Raw genomic sequence first — 21,055 nt, forward strand, 5'->3', positions numbered from 1 at the left:
CTCGTCATTCTCAATGCAAAAGCACGCGATGCGCGCAAAGAGTTCGCAAATGCAACTTGACACCCCAGATAGTCGCTTGTCCGGCCGCTTCGCGGCCACCTTCTCCCACAAGGGGAGAAGGGAGAGCGCGCTGTTCGGCTGATGTCACAACAGGCTTTTTCCGTTATGACCGCCTGAAGGACTCGTGAAGCGCTGCTTCACGGGCTATCTTCGGCATAAGTCGTCGAACAAAAGGGCAGGAGATGAGCAGCACCAGCCGCGAAGCCGAGCTTAGTGCCGACAGATTGGGACCTTCCAAGATCACGCCGCTGCCGGCGCGCAGCGCTGCCAACGCGCCGGCGCCGCAGGCGCACGGCATTGCCCGCAATCCCGGCATGAAGCTCGATCTCGGCTTCATGGAATCGATGCGCAGCGTCAACCGCTCGGCGCTGGAACGGCGTGTCGCCAGCCTGACCAGGCGGCGCTCGATCAAGGCCGACAACCAGGCCGCCTGGCTGCTGCGCGCCGTCGCCTGCATGGATCTGACGACGCTGAACTCGAACGACACAGACGAGCGCGTGCGCCGGCTGTGCGCCAAGGCGGTCAATCCGTTGCGCCGCGACATCGCCGAAGGCCTCGGCATAGCAGGCGAAAAAATCCGCCCGGCGGCGGTCTGCGTCTATCATCCCTTCGTCGCCACTGCCGTCGAGGCGCTGCGCGGCAGCGGCATCCATGTCGCCGCCGTATCCACCGCCTTCCCGCACGGCCTCACCCCGCTGTCGACGCGCCTGCAGGAGATCGAAGCCTCGGTCAGCGACGGCGCCGACGAGATCGACGTCGTCATTCCGCGCGGCCTGGTCTTTGCCGCAAAATGGCAGGAACTCTATAACGAGATCGTCGCGATGCGCGCCACTTGCGGCGAGGCGCATCTCAAGGTCATCCTCGGCACCGGCGACCTCGCGACGCTGCGCAACGTCATGCTGACATCGATGGTGGCGATGATGGCCGGCGCCGATTTCATAAAGACGTCGACCGGCAAGGAAAGCGTCAACGCGACATTGCCGGTCGGCCTCGCCATGGTGCGCGCCATCCGCGCCTATTTCGAGGAGACCGGCTACCTCATCGGCTTCAAGCCGGCCGGCGGCATTTCAACGGCAAAAGCCTCGCTCGACTGGCTGGTGCTGATCAAGGAGGAGCTGGGACGGCGGTGGCTGGAGCCGGACCTGTTCCGCTTCGGCGCTTCGAGCCTTTTGACCGACATCGAGCGCCAGCTCGAACATCATCTGACCGGCCATTATTCGGCCAATCATCGCCACGCGATGGCGTGACTATCGGGTGCCCCCATGAATATTCTCGAACGCTATCACGCCATGGACTACGGCCCGGCGCCGGAGGCCCGCAACGAGGCCGATGCCTGGCTTGGGGCGCGCGATTTCTCCAAAGCGCTGTTCATCGGCGGCGACTGGAAGGCAGCCGCAGGCGGCAAGACTTTTGATACCAGCGATCCCGCCTCCGGCAAATTGCTGGCCAAGGTGTCGGATGCCGGTGCTGCCGATATCGACGCGGCGGTTTCGGCCGCGACAAAAGCGCTGCCGAAATGGGCCGCAGCCACCGGCTACCAACGCGCCAAAGTGCTCTACGCCATCGGCCGCGCCATGCAGCGCCACCAGCGGCTGTTTGCGGTGCTGGAATCGATCGACAACGGCAAGCCGATCCGCGAAAGCCGCGACATCGACGTGCCGTTGGCCATCCGCCATTTCATCCATCATGCCGGCTGGGCGCAGGCGCTGGACAGGGATTTCCCCGGCGAAAAGGGCGTCGGCGTCGTCGGCCAGATCATCCCGTGGAATTTTCCGCTGTTGATGCTGGCCTGGAAGATCGCGCCGGCGCTTGCCGCCGGCTGCACGGTGGTGCTGAAGCCGGCCGAGTTCACGCCGCTTACCGCCATCCTGTTCGCCGAGATTTGTCAGCGCGCCGGCGTGCCGAAGGGCGTCGTCAACATCGTTCAGGGCGGGCCGGAGGCGGGCGCGGCAATCGTCAACCATCCCGGCGTCCAGAAAATCGCCTTCACCGGCTCGTCCGAGGTCGGCAAGATCATCCGGAAGGCGACTGCCGGATCGGGCAAAAAAATATCGCTGGAGCTTGGCGGCAAGTCGGCCTTCGTCGTCTTCGAGGACGCCGACCTCGACAGCGCCGTCGAGGGACTGGTCGACGGCATCTGGTTCAACCAGGGCCAGGTCTGCTGCGCCGGCTCGCGGCTTTTGGTGCAGGAAGGCATCGCCGAGGCCTTCATCGCCAAGGTCAAGACGCGGATGAGCCGGCTGCGCGTCGGCAGCCCGCTCGACAAGAACACCGATATCGGCCCGCTGGTCGACCTGACCCAGCTCGATCGCGTCAAGGGGCTGGTCGCCGAAGGCGCCAGGCAGGGCGCCGTCTGCTGGCAGCCGGACGTGGCGCTGCCGTCTTCCGGTTATTATCACCTGCCGACGCTGGCGACAGGCGTTTCTCCGGCCAATATCCTGGCCCAAGAAGAAGTATTCGGGCCGGTGCTGGCGACCATGACCTTCCGCAACACCGAGGAAGCGATCGAACTCGCCAACAACACGCGCTACGGCCTGGCCGCTTCGGTGTGGAGCGAGAACGTCAACCTCGCGCTGCACGTCGCGCCGCAATTGAAAGCCGGCGTCGTCTGGGTCAACGGCACCAACATGTTCGACGCCGCCTGCGGCTTCGGCGGTTATCGCGAAAGCGGTTTTGGCCGCGAAGGCGGGCGCGAGGGCATGCTCGAATATTTTTCGGCAAAACTGCCGCTCGGCCCGGTCGTCAAGCCGGCGGCGGCACCGGCGCAGCCGATCGAGCGGTCGGAAGGCGACGCCATCGATCGCACGGCAAAGCTGTTCATCGGCGGCAAGCAGGTCAGGCCGGACGGCAATTATTCGCTTGATATAGCCACTGCCAAGGGCAAGCTTGCCGGCGAGGTCGGCCTGGGCAGCCGCAAGGATGTTCGCGATGCCGTCGCGGCTGCTCGCGCCTGCAAGGCCTGGCCGGAAGCGACCGCCTACAATCGCAGCCAGGTGCTGTATTATCTGGCCGAGAATCTTTCGGGCCGTGCCGACGAGTTTGCCGCCCGCCTCACCGAGCTTACCGGCGCTGCCGCCAAGGCCGCGCGCGACGAGGTCGACAAGTCGATCGAGCGGCTGTTCCTCTATGCCGGCCTGGCCGACAAGTTCGAGGGCCGCGTCCATCAGCCGCCGGCCCGCGCCGTCACGCTGGCACTGCATGAGCCGGTCGGCGTCGTCGGCATCGTGGCGCCAGACAATGCGCCTTTGCTCGGCCTGATCTCGCTAGTGGCGCCGGCGCTGGCCATGGGCAACACCGTGGTCGCGGTGCCGTCGGAAAAATATCCGCTGCTTGCCACCGATCTCTACCAAATCATCGAATATTCCGACGTTCCGGCCGGCGCCATCAACATCGTCACCGGCCGCAGCGCCGAGCTCGCCGGCGTGCTGGCCAGGCATGACGATGTCGACGGGCTCTGGCTGTTCGCCGATGCCGAGACCTGCGCCAGGGCCGAAGCCGACTCCGTCGGCAATCTCAAGCGCGTCTGGACCGGCAACGGCCGCAGCCTCGACTGGGCGTCGGCCGAGGCCGCCGGCGATGCCTTGCTGCGCCGCGCCGTCGAGGTCAAGAACGTCTGGGTGCCCTACGGCGACTGAGCGTGTGGAGATTGTCAACGTCGGCGCCGCCCCTCATTGCCATGTCCAGTCGACAGATGGCCGGGCATTTCTCCCGTATAGTGACGCGGAGAAAGACGCTGCCTCGGCGCCGGGCTTGACGGGCCAAAAGATGTTCTTTACCGAGAAAAAACATTTGCCGCCCCCAGGGGAATAGCACCAGTGGCGGCGACAGAGGGAGAAAAAATCATGGCGGATCTGGCGGGCAAGATCGTTGTCGTCACGGCGGCGGCGCAAGGCATCGGCCGGGCGAGCGCGCTGGCTTTCGCCAAAGCGGGCGCCGTCGTTCATGCCACCGACATCAACGAGGTGCTGCTCGCGGAGTTAGGCAAGACGGCAGATATCAAAACGCGCAAGCTCGACGTGCTGAACGACGAGGCGGTGATTTCGGCCTTCGCCGAGGTCGGCGCCGTCGACGTGCTGTTCAACTGCGCCGGCTTCGTCCACTCCGGCTCGATCCTCGAGATGAAGGATGCCGATCTCGACTTTGCCCTGGACCTCAACGTCCGCTCGATGATCCGCACCATCCGCGCCGTGCTGCCCGGCATGCTGGAGCGCGGCGACGGCTCGATCATCAACATGGCGTCGCTGGCCGGCTCGACCAAGGGCGTGCCCAACCGCTTCGTCTATGGGCTGACCAAGGCGGCGGTCATCGGCCTGACCAAATCGGTCGCCGCCGACTATGTCGGCAAGGGCATACGCTGCAACGCCATTTGCCCGGGCACCGTCGAAAGCCCGTCGCTGGAGGACCGCATGCATGCGCAGGGCGACTACGAGGCAGCGCGCGCCGCCTTCATCGCCCGCCAGCCAATGGGCCGCCTCGGCACAGCAGAGGAAATTGCCGATCTCGCCGTCTATCTGGCCGGCGCCACCTATACGTCGGGGCAGGCTTATAATATCGACGGTGGCTGGTCGATCTAAGAGGCCTCTGGGTCGCAATCAGGAGAAAAAGAATGAAACTGCTGCGCTATGGCGAAGCGGGGAGCGAACGCCCCGGCCTGCTCGATGCGGATGGAACGATCCGCGATCTTTCCGCCCATGTCACCGACATTGCCGGCACGGCGCTCGACCCGGCATCGCTCGAAACGCTGTCGAAGCTCGATCCGAAATTGCTGCCGGCGGTTTCCGGCAAGCCGCGCATGGGCGCCTGCGTCGCCGGCACCGGCAAATTCATCTGCATCGGCCTCAACTATTCCGACCATGCCGCCGAGACCGGCGCCACCGTGCCGCCGGAGCCGATCATCTTCATGAAGGCAAGCTCGGCCATCGTCGGGCCTGATGACGACGTGCTGATCCCGCGCGGCTCGGTCAAGACCGACTGGGAAGTCGAGCTTGGCGTGGTCATCGGCAAGACCGCAAAGTATGTCACCGAGGCCGAGGCGCTAAATTATGTCGCCGGCTATTGCGTCGCGCATGACGTGTCCGAACGCGCCTTCCAGGCCGAGCGCCAGGGCCAGTGGACCAAGGGCAAGTCCTGCGACACGTTCGGGCCGATCGGCCCGTGGCTGGTGACCAAGGACGAGGTCCAGGACCCGCAGAACATCCCGATGTGGCTGAAGGTCAACGGCAAGACGATGCAGAACGGCTCGACCAGGACCATGGTCTATGGCGTCGCCTATCTCGTCTCCTATCTCAGCCAGTTCATGTCGCTGCATCCGGGCGACATCATCTCGACCGGCACGCCGCCGGGCGTCGGGCTGGGCATGAAGCCGCCGGTGTTCCTAAAACCCGGCGACGTCGTCGAGCTCGGCATCGAAGGGCTGGGCACGCAGAAGCAGACGTTCAAGGCGGACGTATAGGATTCTTCCTTCTCCCCTTGTGGGAGAAGGTGGCCGCGAAGCGGTCGGATGAGGGGTGCTCCAGCCTGGCACCGACAGCACTCCGTCCAACACCCCTCATCCGTCTCGGCGCTGCGCGCCGATCCACCGCCCGGGGCGAGTCACGGGCCTCGCCCGCCCTTCGGGCCCCACAAGGGGAGAAGGAAAAAGGGGCGCTATTTCAGCACCTTGCCATCCGTTCCAAACCGATAAGTCTTCGCCGGATCCGGCGTCGCGTAGAGCGTGGCTCCCGGTTCGGCGTTGTAGACGCCAAAGATGCGCACGGTGATCAGGCCGGCCTTCTCGCAGTCGAGATAAAGATTGGTGTCGGCGCCGAGATGCTCGGCATGGACGACCGTGCCTTTCCAGGCGCCGGATTTCGCATCGACGGTCAGGTGCTCGGGACGGACGCCGATGGTTTTTGCCGTTTCGCCAAGCCTGGCGCCGTCGACGAAATTCATCTTCGGTGAGCCGATGAAGCCGGCGACGAATTCATTCGCCGGCGCATTGTAGAGCTCCATCGGGCCGCCGATCTGCTCGATCTTGCCGGCATTGAGCACGACGATCTTGTCGGCCAGCGTCATCGCCTCGACCTGGTCGTGGGTGACATAGATCATCGTCGCCTTCAGCCGGCGATGCAGTTGCGCGATCTCCAGTCGGGTGTTGACGCGCAGTGCGGCATCGAGGTTGGACAAAGGCTCGTCGAACAGGAAAAGCTTGGGCTCACGCACCACGGCGCGGCCGATGGCGACGCGCTGACGCTGGCCGCCGGACAGCTCGGCCGGGCGCCTGGCGAGATAGGGCTCCAGCGACAGCATCGAGGAGGCGATGCCGATGCGGCGGTCGATCTCGGCCGCCGGCGTGCCCGCCTGCTTGAGGCCGAGGCCCATATTGTTCTTCACCGTCAGATGCGGGTAGAGCGCATAGGTCTGGAACACCATGGCGATGCCGCGCTTGGCCGGCGGGGTTGCGGAGACGTCCGCCCCGTCGATGACAACGCGCCCCGAGGTCGAATCCTCCAGCCCGGCGATGACCCTGAGCAAGGTCGATTTTCCGCAGCCGGAAGGGCCGACGAAGACGACGAATTCGCCATCGGTCACTTCGAGGTTGATGCCCTTCAGCACCTCGACCGGCCCAAAGGCTTTTTTCACATTCTCGATGTTCAGTGCGCCCACTTTGTTCCTCCGGATTGGGATGTGGGCGCCAAGGCAGCCCAGAGGGGGGCGCCCTAGAGCGCAAACCCCGACGAAAATTCCCCTGTCACAATCGCACCGCCTTGCCGCTGCGCACGCTCTCGTCGGCGGCAAGGCAGACGGCGAGCGATTTTACTGCGTCGTCCATGTGGCGGGAGAGATCAATATCCTCGCGGATCGCTTTGAGCAGAAAGGCCTGTTCGCGGTCGCAGAGATCCTGATGGCCGGGCTCACCCTCCATCGACAGCATCTCGTCCGGCTTGGCGAATTTTCCGTCAGCGCCGGTCGCCGCGCTGTGCAGGCGGATGGTCGAGGTTTTTGTGTGGGTGTCGATGTCGTCGGATCTGACGCCCTCCTTCATGACGATCGACACGCAGCCATTGGGCGAGATCACATCCTTCACGAAGAACGCGGTTTCCGAGATCATCGGCCCCCAGCCGGCCTCGTACCAGCCGACCGAACCGTCGTCGAACAGCACCTGCAGATGACCGTAATTGTACATTGTGGGCGCAATCTCGTCGCTCAGCCGCAGCCCCATGCCGCGCACCTCGACCGGCCTGGCGTCGGTGATCTGCAGCATCACGTCGAGATAATGCACGCCGCAATCGACGATCGGCGACGTCGTGCGCATCAACTGCTTGTGCGTCTCCCAGCTATGGCCGGAGGATTGCTGGTTGAGGTTCATGCGGAACACGTAAGGGCCGCCAAGCTTGCGCGCTTCGGCGATCAGCCGGATCCAGGACGGGTGATGGCGCAGAATGTAGCCGATCACCAGTTTTCTGCCGTTGGCCCTGGCTGCCGCGACGACACGTCTGGCATCCGCCACCGTCGTCGCCAGCGGCTTTTCGACAAAGACATGGCAGCCGGCCTCGAACGCCTTGACCGCATAGTCGGCATGGCTGTCGGAATAGGTGGCGATGCAGGCGACATCAGGTTTTTCGTCGCGCAGCGTCTCGTCAAAGGAACGGCTGATGCCGTAGCCGGAAAGCCCGGCCGGCAGCGGCACGTCCGAACGGTTGACGAGTGCGGCGATCTCAAACCCCGGATTGGTATGATAGGCCAGCGCATGGCTGCGGCCCATATTGCCAAGGCCGGCGACGACGACGCGAAGGGGTTGAACCATTTCAGTGCGCCTTTTCTTGCATGCGGGCCTTCAGATGCACCATCACGTGCGGCTCACATTCATCTGCGACCTGCAAAGCCGCCTGTTCGGTTTCGCATCGTGCCAATAGTCTGAAGCCATATGTATCGACGCCGGCCTTGATCAGCGGAGATCTTCGATCATCCGGCAACGGATGTTCCAGATTGAGTGCCTCCGTGAATGCCTTGGATTGCTCGTCTCCCATCAAGGAATTGATGCGCCAGCGAATATGACATTTGTGTTCCTTCGGTCGGCGCTCCGCCCCGAACCGCGTCAACCAGATGGCAGCGTTGAGATAGAATTGTGGCCCCCAGGCAGAATTCTGAAGGTTGAGCATGCAGACCGTTTCCGGCCATTCGCGGTAGTAATTCGTGGCGCGTACGCCTCGAAATCCGTAGCGGCTTGCCGTCTCGGCAAGGCTCTGGACGATAATGTCTCGACCCTCGCTCACTTGACCGCTCCCGAAGTAATGCCGCGGATCAGCTGCCGCGAGAAGATGACGTAGAGGATCAGCACCGGCATGATCGCCAGCGACAGTGCGGCCAGGATCGCGTTCCAGTTGGTGACGAACTGGCCGAGGAACAGTTGGGCGCCGAGTGTCACCGTCTTGGTTTCCTCCGACGGCGCCAGGATCAGCGGAAACCACAGATCGTTCCAGATCGGGATCATGGTGAAGACGGCGACAGTCGCCATCGACGGCCGCACCAACGGCAGCACCAGCCGGAAGAAGATGGTGTATTCGGACAGGCCGTCGATGCGTCCGGCATTCTTCAGATCGTCGGACACCTGCTTCATGAACTCCGAAAGGATGAAGACGGCGAGCGGCAGGCCTTGCGCCGTATAAACCAGGATCAGCGCCGTCAGCGTGTTGACCAGCCCGCTCGCCACCATCAATTGCAGGATGGCGACGGTGCCGAGGCGGATCGGGATCATGATGCCGAGCGCGAGATAAAGCCCCATTAGCGAATTGCCGCGGAAGCGGTATTCCGACAGCGCGAAGGCGGCCATCGCGCCGAACAGCAGCACGAAGAACAGCGAGGCGACGGTGACGACAAGGCTGTTCTGGAAATAGTGAATGAAATCGCCCTGGCCGATGACGGTGGTGTAGCCGATCAGGTCGAAGGTTTTCGGGGTCGGCGGCGTCAGCGGCGCGCCGAAGATGCCGGCGCGCGATTTAAACGAATTCATGATGACGATGATCACCGGAAACAGCGCGATCACCGTGTAGGTCAACAGCACCGCATGGGCGCCGATGGTGCGGGGCAGCGAGTGGGTTGCCGTGCTCATGTCTGGCCCCCTAGAACTGATAGCGACGCAGGCGCGTCTGGACGAGGAACAGGTAGACGCAGACGCCGCCAAGGATGATCAAAAACATCATCGTGGCGATCGCCGCGCCCATGTTCGGATCGCCGACCTGCAGCTGGAAGCCGAAGAAGGCGCGGTAGAGGAAGGTGCCGAGAATATCGGTCGAATAATTCGGCCCGGCCAGCGCGCCCTGCGCGGTGTAGATCAGGTCGAAGGCGTTGAAATTGCCGACGAAGGTCAGGATCGAGATGATGCCGATCGACGGCAGGATCAGCGGCAGCTTGATCTTCCAGAATTGCGACATGCCGGTGATGCCGTCGCATTCGGCCGCTTCGATCACCTCGTCGGGGATGGACAGCAGTGCCGCATAGATCAGCATCATCGGGATGCCGACGAACTGCCACACCGAGATCAGGCTGAGCGTGGTCAGCGCATATTGCTCCTTGCCGAGCCATGGCGTAAACAGGCTTTTGAGGCCGACAAGATCCATCAGGTTCGGCGCCACGCCCCACAGCGGCGACAGGATCAGCTTCCAGGCGAAGCCGACGATGACGAAGGACAGGATCGTCGGCACGAAGATCGCCGTACGGTAGAAGGCGGAGAATCTCAGCCGCGGGCTGGACAGCAGTGCGGCCAAAAGCACGCCGATCGGATTCTGCACGACCATGTGGATGATGAAGAACCAGACGTTGTTGCGCAGTGCGTTCCAGAAACCCACGGACCAGTTGGGATCGCCGAACAGCTTGCGAAAATTTTCGAACCCGACGAAGATTTGGGCCTGGTCGACGTTGCGGAACAGCGAGAGCTGCAGGGTGCCGGCCAGCGGCAGGATCATGATCGCCGTATAGACCAGCACCGCCGGCGCCAGGAAGACGACGATATGCCAGCGGAACGGTCGTTTCGGTGCTGCGGCCATGCGTTCGGTCCCCGCCGATCAGGTTCTTGCGAATGCCGCCAAAGGCGCGGCGCCTCCCTCCCCCTCGAGGGGAGGGTGCCTCGCGAAGCGAGGCGGGTGGGGTCGGCCAAGGCAGCGCGCCATGGTTTCGACCGCGCCTTCCGGCAACGATGAAGCCGTGGCCTGCCTTTACCGGCCCCCTCTGTCGCCTTCGGCGACATCTCCCCCTCGAAGGGGGAGATAGCGCTCGCTCTTACTTCGCCGGCTTATACCAGCTGTCGAGGCCGTCCTGCAGCTTCTTGGCGGCAGCTTCCGGCGTATCGGTGCCGTTGATGACGTTGGCCGATTCAACCCATGTCTCGTTTTCGAGGTTCGGCGTGCCGCGCCCCAAGATCTGGTAGGTCGAGCGGATCGTCGACTTGCACTTGTCGCGCCAGGAGACGAATTCCTGGGCCAGCGGGTCTTCCATCTTCACCGGCGTGTTGTTCAGGCTGAAGAAGCCCGGCAGCGCGTTGGCGTAGATGGTGGCGAAGTCCGGCGAGGCGACCCAGGTCAGGAAGGTCTTGGCCGCATCGGCATTCTTCGACGCCGCATTGAGGCCCATGCCGATGTCGGTGTGGTCTGAGATGTAGCAGGTGTCGCCGGCCTTCGGCACTGGCGGCGGGAATGCGCCCATCTTGAACTGCGCCTGGGTGTTGAACAGGCCGATCTCCCACGAGCCGGCCGGGTAGATAGCGGCGCGGCCGAGGGTGAACAGGTTCTGGCTGTCCGGATAGGTCTGCGCCTCAAAACCGTCGCCGAGATAGGGCTTCCACTTGGCGAGTTCGGCAAACGGCTCGACCCACTGCGGATCGGTCAGCTTCTGCTCGCCCTTGATCAGCGCCAGACGGCCTTCCTCGCCCTTCCAGTAGTTCGGGCCGATGTTCTGGTAGCCCATGGTCGCAGCTTCCCAGAGATCCTTGGTGCCCATCGCCATCGGGATGTAGGTGCCGTCGGCCTTGATCTTGTCGAGCGCGGCGTAGAACTCCTCATTGGTGGTCGGCACCTTGATGCCGAGCTGGTCGAAGGCGTCCTTGTTGTAGATGAAGCCGTGGATGACGGAAGCCATCGGCACGCAGAAACTCGACTTGCCGTCGTCGGTCTGCCAGGCGGCCTTGGCGACGTCGGAAAAATTCTCCATGCCGGGCAGCGTCGAGATATCGGCAAGATTGCCCTTCTTGAACAGTTCCAGCGACTTGTCGAACGGGCGGCAGGTGATCAGGTCGCCGGCCGAGCCGGCGGCGAGCTTGGCGCCGAGTGCTGCGTCATATTCGGTCGGCGCCGACGGCGCGAACACCACCTTGATGCCCGGGTTCTTGGCCTCAAAAGCCGGGATCAGCTTGTCCTTCCAGATGGCAAGGTCGTCGCCACGCCAGCTTTCGATGTTGAGCGTTACGTCCTGGGCATGGGCCATTCCGGCCGAGCCGAGAATGCTGGTGCCGAGAAGCAGTGCCGTCAGTAGTTTGGTTGTCATGCTCAGTCTCCCTGTTGACCTTTTTCAGGTTCGGTTTTGAGAACAGGGGCTTTGCGCCCCATGCTCCCCTCGATCGCGGAAAGCGCCGGACGCAGCTTCTGGCCGGTGCCTTCCAGTATCTTCTGCGCCGCATCGGCGCTGGCGGCGCCGGCGGCGAGCAGAATGGCAGTCTTGACGGCGCCGCCGCTGTCCTCGAGCAGGCGCGCCGCATCGTCCCTGTTGCGCCCGCTGATGGCGGCGACGATGCGGGCTGCGCGGTCGCGCAGCTTGATGTTGTCGGCCATGAGGTTGACCATGTAGCCGTCATGGACATGGCCAAGATGGATGGCGGCCAGCGTCGACAGCATGTTGAGCGCGATCTTCTGGGCGGTGCCGGCGCCCATACGCGTCGAGCCGGCGATCAGCTCCGGCGGCGTTTCGAGCAGGATGGCAACTTCGGCCAGCCGAAGCAGCGGCGCATCCTTGTTGTTGGCGATGGCGATGGTCGCCGCGCCCCGGCGCCTGGCGTCCTCGATCGCCCTGACCGCATAGGGCGTCGAGCCGCTGGCCGAGACCGCGATCAGGCAGTCGCCCTCGCCGATGCCGGCAGCGGCAACCGCCGCCGAGGCTTCGTCGGTGTCGTCCTCCGGCCCGCCTGCCAGTGTTTTGAAGGCATCGTCGCCGCCGGCGATCAGGATGGCGATACGGTCGCGCTGAATGCCGAAGGTGCCCGGCAATTCCAGCGCATCGGCCAGCGCCATCAGGCCCGAGCTGCCGGCCGCTGCGTAAGCGAGCTTGCCGCCGCTGTTCAGCCGGCTGGCGATGATTTCGGCTGCTTTGGCGATGGCAGGAATGGCGCCGCGCACCGCCTTGGCGGCCTCGATCTGCGCGTTGGCCAAAGAGGAAAGGATGGCGCTAGGGGCCTGGATGTCCAGCCCCTCGGCATTTTGGTGAAGCGCTTCGGTGCGCGTTTCGGCCATCCGCTTTCCCTCCAATCCAGAAAACAATACCAAAAAAATACCACTTGTCCACACGCATTAGCAACTTCCTGCCCTGAAATCGTCGTTCCGGCAAAATGCATAGGTTTTTCAATCAATTACGCCTTGATCTTTTTGAAACGGAAATTAACCCTTGGCTATTGGTATTTTATTGGTATTATCCGCCCGGAGGAGAAATCGTGTGAAATTCGTGCTTGGCATCGATGGCGGCGGCACCAGCTGCAGGGCGGCTCTTGCAACAGTGGACGGCACTGTCGTCGGCCGCGCCAAGAGCGGTGCGGCCAACATCCGCACCGATCTCACCGGCGCCAGGGCCAACATCGTCGAGGCGGCAAGGCAGGCCTTTGTCGCCGCTGGGCAGGACGCCGAACTGGTCCCGCAGACACCGGCCGTCCTCGGCCTCGCCGGCGCCAATGTCGGCACCTACAGGCAGCAGCTCGAAGCGATCCTGCCGTTCAGCGCAAGCCATGTCGAGACCGACGCCGAGATCGCCCTGGAAGGCGCGGTCGGCTCCGGTGACGGCGCCATGGCCATCCTCGGCACCGGCACCGCCTACATGGCGCGCAAAAACGGCAAGTCGCGCGCCATCGGCGGCTGGGGTTTCCAGGTCGGCGACCAGGGCAGCGGCGCCCGCATCGGCCGCGACCTGCTCGAGCAGACGCTGCTCGCCTATGATGGCATCCGCCAGGGATCGCCGCTGACGCAGGCCATGCTCGCTATCTTCCGCAACAATCCCGAGGATTTGGTCGAGTTCACCACCAATGCCAAACCCGGCGATTTCGGCGGCTTTGCGCCAAAGGTCTTCGAGCATGCCGAAAAGGGCGACGCCGTCGCCAACTGGATCCTCGACAAGGCAATCGCCGATGTCGAGGCAGCACTTGGCGTGCTCGATCTCGGCGACGACGATCCGCTCTGCCTGCTTGGCGGGCTGGCGCCGCTCTATGCGCCGCGCCTGTCGGCGCGCTACCGGGCGCTGCTGAAGCCGCCGCTCGACGACGCGCTGGGCGGCGCCGTGCAGATGGCGGTGCGCGTTTTCTCGAGTGCGACGGAGGCGGCGCGATGAGCGAGGCCGCCGACCAGATCTTCGCCACGCTGAAACAATCGGCGCAAAGCGGCGCGCCGCTCTATCTGCAGCTGAGGAAGAGCATCGAGGACGCTGTCAATCGCGGCCTGATCGGGCCGGGCGACGCGCTGCCGTCCGAGCGCGACATCGCCAGCAAGGCCGACATTTCGCGGGTTACCGTGCGCAAGGCGGTGCAGGATCTGGTCAAGGGCGGCATCCTCGTCCAGCGCCACGGCTCCGGCACCTTCGTCGCGCCGCGGATGGAGCGCGTCGAGCAGTCGCTGTCGCGGCTGACGTCGTTCACCGAGGACATGGCGCGGCGCGGCATGGCGGTGCGTTCGGCCTGGCTCGACCGCGGTCTCTATGCGCCCTCGCCGGACGAGATGATGGTGCTCGGCCTGTCGTCGAACGAACTGGTGGCGCGGGTGGCGCGCCTGCGCATTGCCAACGAAACGCCGCTGGCGATCGAGCGCGCGGCACTGTCTGCCAGCGTGCTGCCCGACCCGGCGGCGATCGGTTCGTCGCTCTACGCGGCGCTGGAAACGACAGGGCTGCGGCCGGTGCGGGCGGTGCAGCGCATCTCGGCCGCCAATCTCGGCGACGACGACGCGCGCCTGCTCGAAGTGCCGCCAGGCATTGCCGGCCTGCACATCGAGCGTATTTCCTATCTGGCGAGCGGCAAGGTGATCGAATTCACCCGCTCGATCTACAGGGGCGACGCCTATGATTTCGTCGCCGAGCTCCGGCTGAGCGGGCCGGGCGAAGAGGGCCGGCCATGAGCGCAGTAAACACCCAAATGGGGATAACCCATATGCGGCGCGAGATCGAGGAGATCCCGGAGGCGACCGCGCGCCTGCTCGACGGCTCGGCAGCGGTGCTGACCGAAGCCGGGCGCGGCATTCGCGAGCGCGACCCACACTTCGTCGTCACCGTGGCGCGCGGCTCCTCCGACCATGCCGCCACCTTCATGAAATATGCGGTGGAACTGACCGCCGGCCTTGCCGTCGCATCGATCGGCCCGTCGATCGCTTCGATCTACGGCGCCAGGCTCAAGCTGGGCGGCTCGGCCTGCCTGGCGATCTCGCAGTCGGGCAAGAGCCCGGACATCGTCGCCATGGCGCAAGCCGCGAGAGCCGGCGGTTCGCTGACCGTCGCCATCACCAACACCGCTGATTCGCCGCTGGCGCGGGCCTGCGATTATGCGATCGACATCCTGGCCGGCCCGGAGCGCAGCGTCGCGGCGACGAAGACCTTCGTCAATTCGGCCGTCGCCGGCCTCGCCTTGATGGCGCATAGCACCGGCGACGACAAGCTTCTGGCAGCACTTGCCCGCTTGCCGGAGCATTTTCGCGAGGCGATCGCCTGCGACTGGATGTCACTGGCCGGTGCGTTGGAGACGTCGAAATCGCTGTTCATCCTCGGTCGTGGTCCGTCCGCGGCGATCGCCAACGAGGCGGCGCTGAAATTCAAGGAAACCTGCGCCATGCACGCCGAGGCCTATAGTGCTGCCGAAGTGATGCATGGCCCGCTGGCGCTGGTCGGGCCTGATTTTCCGGTGCTGGCGCTCGCCGCCCGCGATGCTTCCGAGCCGTCGGTCGCAGAGGCCGCCGACAGCCTGGTGGGCAAGGGCGCGGCCGTCTTCGTGTCCTCGGATAAGGCGACAAGCGCTCAGCACCTGCCGCATGTCGCCACCGGCCATCCACTGACCGACCCGCTGGCGCTGATCGTGTCGTTCTATGGCTTCGTCGAGGCCTTTGCCCGCCATCGCGGTCTCGATCCGGACACGCCGCCCAATCTTCGCAAGGTGACGGAAACCATATGAGCGACCGTTTTGCCCTGACTGGCGCCCGGATTTTTGACGGCGACGACTGGCACGACAACGCTGCCCTTGTCGTGCGAGACGGCCTCGTCGAGGCCATCGTTGCCAGCGGAGCCGTTCCGTCAAGCGTCGAGCGTATCGAAACCGGCGGCGGCATGCTTGCACCGGGCTTTGTCGACCTGCAGGTCAATGGCGGCGGCGGCGTCATGCTCAACGACCACCCCGATGTTGCCTCGATCGAGACCATCTGCCGGGCGCACGCGCCGTTCGGCACAACGGCGCTGCTGCCGACGCTGATCACCGACACGCCTGAGATCACCGCCGCCGCGGTTGCCGCCGGTGCCGAGGCCGCGCAGCAGAAGGTGCCGGGCTTTTTGGGCCTGCATCTCGAAGGCCCGCATCTGTCGATCGCCCGCAAGGGCGCGCACGACCCGGCGCTGATCCGGCCGATGCTGGATGCCGACCAGGCGATGCTGATTGCGGCGCGAAAAATCCTGCCGGTGCTGCTGACCACTGTAGCGCCGGAATCGGTGGAGCCGGCGAGGGTTTCGGCGCTGGTCGAGGCCGGCATCGTCGTCAGCCTCGGCCATTCCGACACCGGCTATGCCAAGGCGCGCGCGTTCATTGAGGCCGGCGCAACAATGGTCACCCATCTGTTCAACGCCATGAGCCAGATCGGCAACCGCGAGCCGGGTCTGGCGGGTGCCGCCATCGGTACCGGCACAATGTTTGCCGGCATCATCGCCGACGGCATCCATGTCGATCCCGCCACCATGGCCATCGCGCTGCGCGCCAAGCAGGGCCCGGCAAAGATTTTCCTGGTCACCGACGCCATGGCGACGATCGGCACCGGCATGACCTCCTTCACGCTGAACGGCCGCGCCGTCTACCGCAGGGACGGCAGCCTGCGGCTTGCCGACGGGACGCTGGCCGGCGCCGACCTCGACATGATAGCCGCCGTCCGCTTCGTCCACCGCGCCGTCGGACTGGACCTGTCGGAGGCCCTGCGCATGGCTTCGCTGTATCCGGCGCAGGCGATCGGCCAGTCGCACCGGCTCGGGCGCTTCGCAAACGGCACCGCCGCCGACATCGTTGCGCTGTCGGACGAATTGGATGTCAAGAGTGTCTGGATAGAAGGCGACAGGGTTTTCGGGGTCGCCGTCGCGCAGGGCGCCTAAGGCATCAGCCGTTCGGCCCGCACCTGAAGCGAGTGATCGCTCATGCATCCCTCCGAGTCTGGGCTGGCGCCGGAAGCAGCGGCGCGGCAGGTCTCGCCGGTTTCGGCAGCAGGCGGCGCACCGCCGGCGCGGCCGCCACATCGTTCCTGGCGGCGAACAGCTCGTGATTCTTCTCGATGTCGTCGAGCTTGTAGCGATAATTGACCATCAGGCCATGCGCCTGACGCAAGGCGCGGGGCGACAGGTCGCCGAAAAGGTCGATGCGCTCCAGCCGCGCGCCATTGCCGAGATGGAATCGGGCGACCGGGTCGATCACCTTGCCGGAGGCGGTGCGGGCTTCGAGGAAATACTGTGCCGCAAGCGGAAGCAGCGCCTGGCCGACGCGGTCGCGCACGGCAGCGTCCGAATGCCAACCCTCGTCGGCGACGAGGTCCAACACTTCGGCGGCGGAGGGAATGGTTTCGGCCTGCTCGGCCAGCCAGCGAGCAAAGCCCGGGACCGGGGACAAGGTGACGAAATCGGTCAGGCCGGGAAGGTCGCGGCGCAGGTCCTCGACCACCTGCTTGATCAGAAAATTGCCGAAGGAGATGCCGCGCAAGCCCTCCTGGCAGTTGGAGATGGAATAGAACACCGCCGTCGTCGCCTGCCGTGGCGGCACCGGCGGCCGCGCGTCGGCGAGCAGCTCGGCGATCGTCGTCGGCATCGCCCGGGTCAGCGCGACCTCGACGAAGATCAGCGGCTCGTCGCCGAGCTGCGGATGAAAGAACGCATAGCAGAGCCGGTCGGCGGGCTCGATCCGGCGGCGCAGATCGTCCCAGGTGTGGATGGCATGCACCGCCTCGTAGCGGATGATCTTTTCCAGGATGTTGGCCGGCGTCGACCAGTCGATCCGCCGCAGCACCAGGAAGCCGCGGTTGAACCATGACGACAGCAGGTGCGTGAAATCGGCATCGACGATGGCGAGATCGGGCGATGTGGGCAGCCGGGCAAGCAGATCCTCGCGCATGCGCACCAGCGTCTCGATGCCGCCGGGCGCCAGGTTCAGGCGGCGCAGCAGCTCCTGCCTGGCCGGCTCGGCGGCGTCGTGCAGGGCAAGTGCCGAGCGATCGTCGGGCTCGGCCCGATAGGCATCCACCGCGGCGGCAAGCCTGGCGTGATCGGTGCCGAAACGATCGCGCAGCACATGCAGGAAAGCCAGCCTGCCGTCGGCGCCGAGGCTGCGCCAGCGATCGAGTATTTCTCTTGCATAGGCGACGCCCGATGCCTCGCCCTGGCTGGAAAGCAGACGGACGCACAGACGTGCCAGGCTGTCGGCCGAAACCGGCTCGTCACCGCGCACGAGGTTCAGCATCATCCGGCCGCGGTCGGCGATGGTGTTCAGCAGGTCAGCGAAGAAAGGGCTGCGGTTCATCGATCCGATCGTCGAAGAGGAGCCTGCGGGAGGGTCCGGAGGGCATGAGGGTGAGACAGACAATATGGATGGTAGTTTTGGATATGCCAATAAAATCGCCAAAATGGACAGGGCCATTTTGGCTGGGATCGCAGCTTGTCATGAGCACAAGCGCACCGGCGTCGGCCAACGAATTTCCTGACCGGCTAGGGAGAACAGCGCGTGCCGGTGACGTCGCGCCGGCAGCGTCAGCCGGCCACCTGGTCGGCCGCTGTCCTGATCGCCTCGATGTTCGCCCCATAGGCTTCGACGCTGCCGCCCTTGAAGATAGCCGCACCGGCGACCAGCACGCTGGCGCCAGCGGCGGTGACCAGTGGCGCGGTTTCGGGCGAGATGCCGCCGTCGATCTCGATCCGGATCGGCCGATTGCCGATCAGCGCCTTCACCCGCTTCACCTTGTCGACGACCTCCGGGATGAAGGCCTGGCCGCCAAAACCCGGATTGACGGTCATGATCAGGATCAGATCGAGCCGGTCGAGCACATATTCGATCGCCGTTTCCGGCGTCGCCGGGTTGAGCGACACGCCGGCCTTCTTGCCCAAGTTCCTGATCGTCTGCAGCGAACGGTCGAGATGCGGCCCGGCCTCGGCATGCACCGTCATGCCGTCGCAGCCGGCTTCGGCAAACGCCTGCAGATAGGGATCGGCCGGCGCGATCATCAGGTGGCAGTCGAAGAAGGTTTTGGTGCGGTTGCGGATCGCCTTGATCACCGGCGGACCGAAGGTGATGTTGGGCACGAAATGCCCGTCCATGACGTCGAGATGGATCCAGTCGGCGCCGGCGGCCACCACCGCCTCGACCTCGTCGCCCAGCTTCGAAAAATCCGACGCCAGCACAGAAGGCGCGATCAGGGTCTTTTGAGCCATGTTCGCTTCCCGTTGTTGAGCCCGCCTCGCCGTAATCGTCTCAGCGCTGCTTGTCGACAGGAATCCGGTGCCTGCGCAAAAGAGAGAGGCAGCGTCGGCCACCTCTCTCCCCGTTCAAGCGTCGATTTCAGTTCACCGGATGCAGCGGTCTGGCCGGTCGTGGCAGCAACACTTGCCGCTGCCTTGCTTCACTTTCTGCAGGTTGAGCCTCTTCACAGATTGCTTGGGCACGCAGTGGCCACGCAGCAGTTTTTCGGTTGCCGGGCAGGCAGTGATGATCAGCGGGTTCTTAACGCATGCCTTGCCGACCAGATGATAGCCGCGCTTGCAGTCGATAATGATGGAGGGCTTGCGCACGCATCTCCCGTCGATGCGCTGTTCGTTGCGCTTGCACCTGTCGGCGATCACCGCATTGCGCACGCATTTCAGGCCGACCTGATGGTAACCGGGCAGGCAGTGGATGCTGACCCCGATGCACTTGCCGTTGACACGCTTTTCGGTGCTGCGGCAGGCAGCCACGAGCGGCCTGTCGACGCATTTGCCGCGGATCGGCTTCTGGCTCGGCAGGCATGTGCGGCCGGCATCGATGACGACCGGCGGAAGTTGCGGTTTGCCGGGATTGGGTGGCGTATCGACCGCCAGACCATCGGCATTCGGATCAAAATTGCGCTTGATGCAGGTAAAATCCTCGCTGCTGTTGTCGACGGTTGCGATCGAACCGTTCTGCTTGATCTCCTGCAGGGTGCACTGGATCGAGCGGGTTCTGACGATGCTGAGTTCGTGTGCGGCACTCGCCCTGAACACACCGCCATCATTGAAGGCGGCCGTCGTGCCGGTGAAGAATGCGCCGTTCGAGCAGCTGATTCGGTAGTGAAACGCACCCGGCGCCTCGCGCTCGACTTCGAACGCCACCTGGCCCTTGCGCGGGCAGAGTTTTTTGAAGCCAGCGCTGTCCGAGACAGTGACCTCGCCCTGCCAGTCCGAATGCGCCGGCGGGTTGTCCTGAGGTGCGTCGGTGAAGCCGCCCCCACCCGCGCCGGTGCAATGGACAGTGATGTCCTTCCAGCCGTCAAATGGTTCGAACGGACCGTTGCCGATGATCTCGGTCTTGTACTGGAAATAGGCGGTGGCGCCGACATCCTCCCATTTCTCATAGGTGGCGAAATAGCCATTCTTGGTCGCATCGTGTGACGCCCACGCCTGCTGCACCTCGGAGGTGATCGGCCCGTCGTTCTTCTGGCGCCAGATGCGCATCGACACAGGCCCGGCCTGGTTGGCCTGCGCCCGGCTCGTGACCTTCAACGACGGGCAGACCGTACCAGGCGTCGAGCCGGTCTGGTTCGACTGGTAGGTGGTCAGGAACAGCTTGACGTTGTCCACGTCGAATTCGCCGAAATCGTTGGCGACGTCCTGAACCTGCGGCTTGATGACGGCGTCGCAGACGATTTGGACGTCGAACGATCCATGCTCGGCATAGTGCGAGTCGTACAGAGGATGGGGCCAACTGCCACCCTGGGCCTCGCTGACCGCATTGTCCATGTCGAGCGCCGTGTCGGTCAGTGCCGAGAAGCTCGCATGGAAGTTGTGCGTGAACGAGTAAGACTTTGTCGGCCCATCGGGCTGGAGGTGCTGGTTGCACTTGGCAATAATCTGGTCGCCGTAAGGCACGACGGCGATACCGGTGTCCGACGACAGCGGTATTATGGAGGGGTCGAAGGAGAAATTTTCCTGATGATCGTAGTCGCGGCTGACAGGTGACGTGCTCCAGATCGCCGGAAACGCGCCGCACTGGCCCGGTCCACAAACGCCGAGCGCCACGCCGACATCCTGCACATAACCTGGCCACCGTGTGTTGAGCTTCATGTGGCCCCAGAACTGGACGTTGCCACTTTTCAGCGTGTCCCACTTTTGCTTGTCGCTCGAGCCGACGTGGATCGTCGTGTTGGCGCTTTCGGTGTTGAACGACATCGACTTGATGTTCGCCTGCTTGGCGAAGGCCGGCGTGGTGGCCAGCGCGGCTGCAATCAGGGCAGCGGTCGCCGCCGTGTTGCGGAAAGCATGTTTGGCTGAAGACATTTTCTCTCTCCCTGAAATGTTGCTTCAGGGAGTTTGTCGCCGACTGCCG

The 21,055-nt window shown here is 64.3% G+C and carries 18 protein-coding genes; 8 read left to right on the forward strand and 10 right to left on the reverse strand.

Going from position 1 to position 21,055, the window contains the following annotated elements; genetic code table 11:
* Positions 1-242 precede the first annotated feature (242 nt).
* From deoC to AC0L16_RS31505, 4 genes are all read left to right on the forward strand, one after another.
* Positions 243-1,307: a deoxyribose-phosphate aldolase gene (gene deoC, locus AC0L16_RS31490; RefSeq protein WP_473625413.1), complete on the forward strand. Its 1,065-nt coding sequence runs from the start codon at positions 243-245 to the stop codon at positions 1,305-1,307.
* 15 nt (positions 1,308-1,322) lie between these two features.
* A complete protein-coding gene (locus AC0L16_RS31495) occupies positions 1,323-3,695 on the forward strand; it encodes an aldehyde dehydrogenase family protein (protein ID WP_473625414.1) in 2,373 nt (790 codons plus the stop codon).
* A gap of 207 nt (positions 3,696-3,902) precedes the next feature.
* The gene (locus AC0L16_RS31500; protein ID WP_473625415.1) at positions 3,903-4,634 is read left to right on the forward strand and encodes an SDR family oxidoreductase; all 732 of its coding nucleotides are present in this window, start codon (positions 3,903-3,905) and stop codon (positions 4,632-4,634) included.
* A 32-nt stretch (positions 4,635-4,666) separates the two neighbouring features.
* Positions 4,667-5,512, forward strand: a complete 846-nt coding sequence (locus AC0L16_RS31505) for a fumarylacetoacetate hydrolase family protein (protein WP_473625417.1) — start codon at positions 4,667-4,669, stop codon at positions 5,510-5,512.
* A 194-nt stretch (positions 5,513-5,706) separates the two neighbouring features.
* On the opposite strand, the gene AC0L16_RS31510 is transcribed toward AC0L16_RS31505, so the two are convergent.
* From AC0L16_RS31510 to AC0L16_RS31540, 7 genes are all read right to left on the reverse strand, one after another.
* Positions 5,707-6,705: an ABC transporter ATP-binding protein gene (locus AC0L16_RS31510; protein WP_473625418.1), complete on the reverse strand. Its 999-nt coding sequence runs from the start codon at positions 6,703-6,705 to the stop codon at positions 5,707-5,709.
* Positions 6,706-6,790: 85 nt separating this feature from the next.
* The gene (locus AC0L16_RS31515) at positions 6,791-7,846 is read right to left on the reverse strand and encodes a Gfo/Idh/MocA family protein (RefSeq protein ID WP_473625419.1); all 1,056 of its coding nucleotides are present in this window, start codon (positions 7,844-7,846) and stop codon (positions 6,791-6,793) included.
* Between the two features lies 1 nt (position 7,847).
* Positions 7,848-8,315 carry a DUF4304 domain-containing protein gene (locus AC0L16_RS31520; protein WP_473625420.1) on the reverse strand — a complete coding sequence of 156 codons (468 nt, stop codon included), beginning with the start codon at positions 8,313-8,315 and terminating at the stop codon, positions 7,848-7,850.
* Complete coding sequence (locus AC0L16_RS31525) at positions 8,312-9,151, reverse strand: carbohydrate ABC transporter permease (RefSeq protein ID WP_023801468.1); 840 nt, start codon at positions 9,149-9,151, stop codon at positions 8,312-8,314. Before AC0L16_RS31525 ends, AC0L16_RS31520 begins: the two co-directional genes overlap by 4 nt.
* A gap of 10 nt (positions 9,152-9,161) precedes the next feature.
* The gene (locus tag AC0L16_RS31530) at positions 9,162-10,085 is read right to left on the reverse strand and encodes a carbohydrate ABC transporter permease (RefSeq protein ID WP_473625422.1); all 924 of its coding nucleotides are present in this window, start codon (positions 10,083-10,085) and stop codon (positions 9,162-9,164) included.
* A 232-nt stretch (positions 10,086-10,317) separates the two neighbouring features.
* Positions 10,318-11,577 (reverse strand): ABC transporter substrate-binding protein, encoded by a 1,260-nt coding sequence (locus AC0L16_RS31535; RefSeq protein ID WP_473625423.1) that lies wholly within the window; start codon positions 11,575-11,577, stop codon positions 10,318-10,320.
* Positions 11,578-11,579: 2 nt separating this feature from the next.
* Positions 11,580-12,536 (reverse strand): N-acetylmuramic acid 6-phosphate etherase, encoded by a 957-nt coding sequence (locus tag AC0L16_RS31540; protein ID WP_473625424.1) that lies wholly within the window; start codon positions 12,534-12,536, stop codon positions 11,580-11,582.
* A 199-nt stretch (positions 12,537-12,735) separates the two neighbouring features.
* Between AC0L16_RS31540 and AC0L16_RS31545 the strand changes: the two genes are divergently transcribed.
* Genes AC0L16_RS31545 through nagA form a run of 4 tightly spaced genes read left to right on the forward strand, consistent with a single transcriptional unit; the run spans position 12,736 to position 16,614 of the window.
* The gene (locus AC0L16_RS31545) at positions 12,736-13,617 is read left to right on the forward strand and encodes a glucosamine kinase nucleotide-binding domain-containing protein (protein ID WP_473625425.1); all 882 of its coding nucleotides are present in this window, start codon (positions 12,736-12,738) and stop codon (positions 13,615-13,617) included.
* On the forward strand, positions 13,614-14,396 hold the full coding sequence (locus tag AC0L16_RS31550; protein ID WP_473625426.1) for a GntR family transcriptional regulator: 783 nt from the start codon (positions 13,614-13,616) through the stop codon (positions 14,394-14,396). Before AC0L16_RS31545 ends, AC0L16_RS31550 begins: the two co-directional genes overlap by 4 nt.
* Before the next feature lie 32 nt (positions 14,397-14,428).
* Positions 14,429-15,439 carry an SIS domain-containing protein gene (locus tag AC0L16_RS31555; protein WP_473625439.1) on the forward strand — a complete coding sequence of 337 codons (1,011 nt, stop codon included), beginning with the start codon at positions 14,429-14,431 and terminating at the stop codon, positions 15,437-15,439.
* Positions 15,436-16,614, forward strand: coding sequence for an N-acetylglucosamine-6-phosphate deacetylase (gene nagA / locus AC0L16_RS31560; RefSeq protein ID WP_473625427.1), 1,179 nt, complete (start codon positions 15,436-15,438; stop codon positions 16,612-16,614). Before AC0L16_RS31555 ends, nagA begins: the two co-directional genes overlap by 4 nt.
* A 40-nt stretch (positions 16,615-16,654) precedes the next feature.
* On the opposite strand, the gene AC0L16_RS31565 is transcribed toward nagA, so the two are convergent.
* The 3 genes from AC0L16_RS31565 to AC0L16_RS31575 form a co-directional block, all read right to left on the reverse strand.
* Positions 16,655-18,025, reverse strand: coding sequence for a malonyl-CoA decarboxylase (locus AC0L16_RS31565; RefSeq protein WP_473625429.1), 1,371 nt, complete (start codon positions 18,023-18,025; stop codon positions 16,655-16,657).
* A gap of 227 nt (positions 18,026-18,252) precedes the next feature.
* Entirely contained in the window at positions 18,253-18,930 is a 678-nt protein-coding gene (rpe, locus tag AC0L16_RS31570; protein WP_473625430.1) for a ribulose-phosphate 3-epimerase, read from the reverse strand.
* Positions 18,931-19,062: 132 nt separating this feature from the next.
* Positions 19,063-21,006 carry a hypothetical protein gene (locus AC0L16_RS31575; RefSeq protein WP_473625431.1) on the reverse strand — a complete coding sequence of 648 codons (1,944 nt, stop codon included), beginning with the start codon at positions 21,004-21,006 and terminating at the stop codon, positions 19,063-19,065.
* Between the last annotated feature and the right edge of the window lie 49 nt (positions 21,007-21,055).

This window comes from Mesorhizobium sp. WSM4848 (assembly GCF_055811375.1).

Excerpts from the sequence above, each read along its gene's own strand:
- AC0L16_RS31575 (WP_473625431.1), bottom strand. The coding sequence starts at position 21,006 with ATGTCTTCAGCCAAACATGCTTTCCGCAACACGGCGGCGACCGCTGCC.
- AC0L16_RS31535 (WP_473625423.1), bottom strand. The coding sequence starts at position 11,577 with ATGACAACCAAACTACTGACGGCACTGCTTCTCGGCACCAGCATTCTC.
- AC0L16_RS31495 (WP_473625414.1), top strand. The coding sequence starts at position 1,323 with ATGAATATTCTCGAACGCTATCACGCCATGGACTACGGCCCGGCGCCG.
- AC0L16_RS31565 (WP_473625429.1), bottom strand. The coding sequence starts at position 18,025 with ATGAACCGCAGCCCTTTCTTCGCTGACCTGCTGAACACCATCGCCGAC.
- AC0L16_RS31505 (WP_473625417.1), top strand. The coding sequence starts at position 4,667 with ATGAAACTGCTGCGCTATGGCGAAGCGGGGAGCGAACGCCCCGGCCTG.
- rpe (WP_473625430.1), bottom strand. The coding sequence starts at position 18,930 with ATGGCTCAAAAGACCCTGATCGCGCCTTCTGTGCTGGCGTCGGATTTT.
- AC0L16_RS31515 (WP_473625419.1), bottom strand. The coding sequence starts at position 7,846 with ATGGTTCAACCCCTTCGCGTCGTCGTCGCCGGCCTTGGCAATATGGGC.
- AC0L16_RS31525 (WP_023801468.1), bottom strand. The coding sequence starts at position 9,151 with ATGAGCACGGCAACCCACTCGCTGCCCCGCACCATCGGCGCCCATGCG.
- AC0L16_RS31500 (WP_473625415.1), top strand. The coding sequence starts at position 3,903 with ATGGCGGATCTGGCGGGCAAGATCGTTGTCGTCACGGCGGCGGCGCAA.
- AC0L16_RS31530 (WP_473625422.1), bottom strand. The coding sequence starts at position 10,085 with ATGGCCGCAGCACCGAAACGACCGTTCCGCTGGCATATCGTCGTCTTC.
- AC0L16_RS31540 (WP_473625424.1), bottom strand. The coding sequence starts at position 12,536 with ATGGCCGAAACGCGCACCGAAGCGCTTCACCAAAATGCCGAGGGGCTG.
- deoC (WP_473625413.1), top strand. The coding sequence starts at position 243 with ATGAGCAGCACCAGCCGCGAAGCCGAGCTTAGTGCCGACAGATTGGGA.
- AC0L16_RS31555 (WP_473625439.1), top strand. The coding sequence starts at position 14,429 with ATGCGGCGCGAGATCGAGGAGATCCCGGAGGCGACCGCGCGCCTGCTC.
- AC0L16_RS31550 (WP_473625426.1), top strand. The coding sequence starts at position 13,614 with ATGAGCGAGGCCGCCGACCAGATCTTCGCCACGCTGAAACAATCGGCG.
- nagA (WP_473625427.1), top strand. The coding sequence starts at position 15,436 with ATGAGCGACCGTTTTGCCCTGACTGGCGCCCGGATTTTTGACGGCGAC.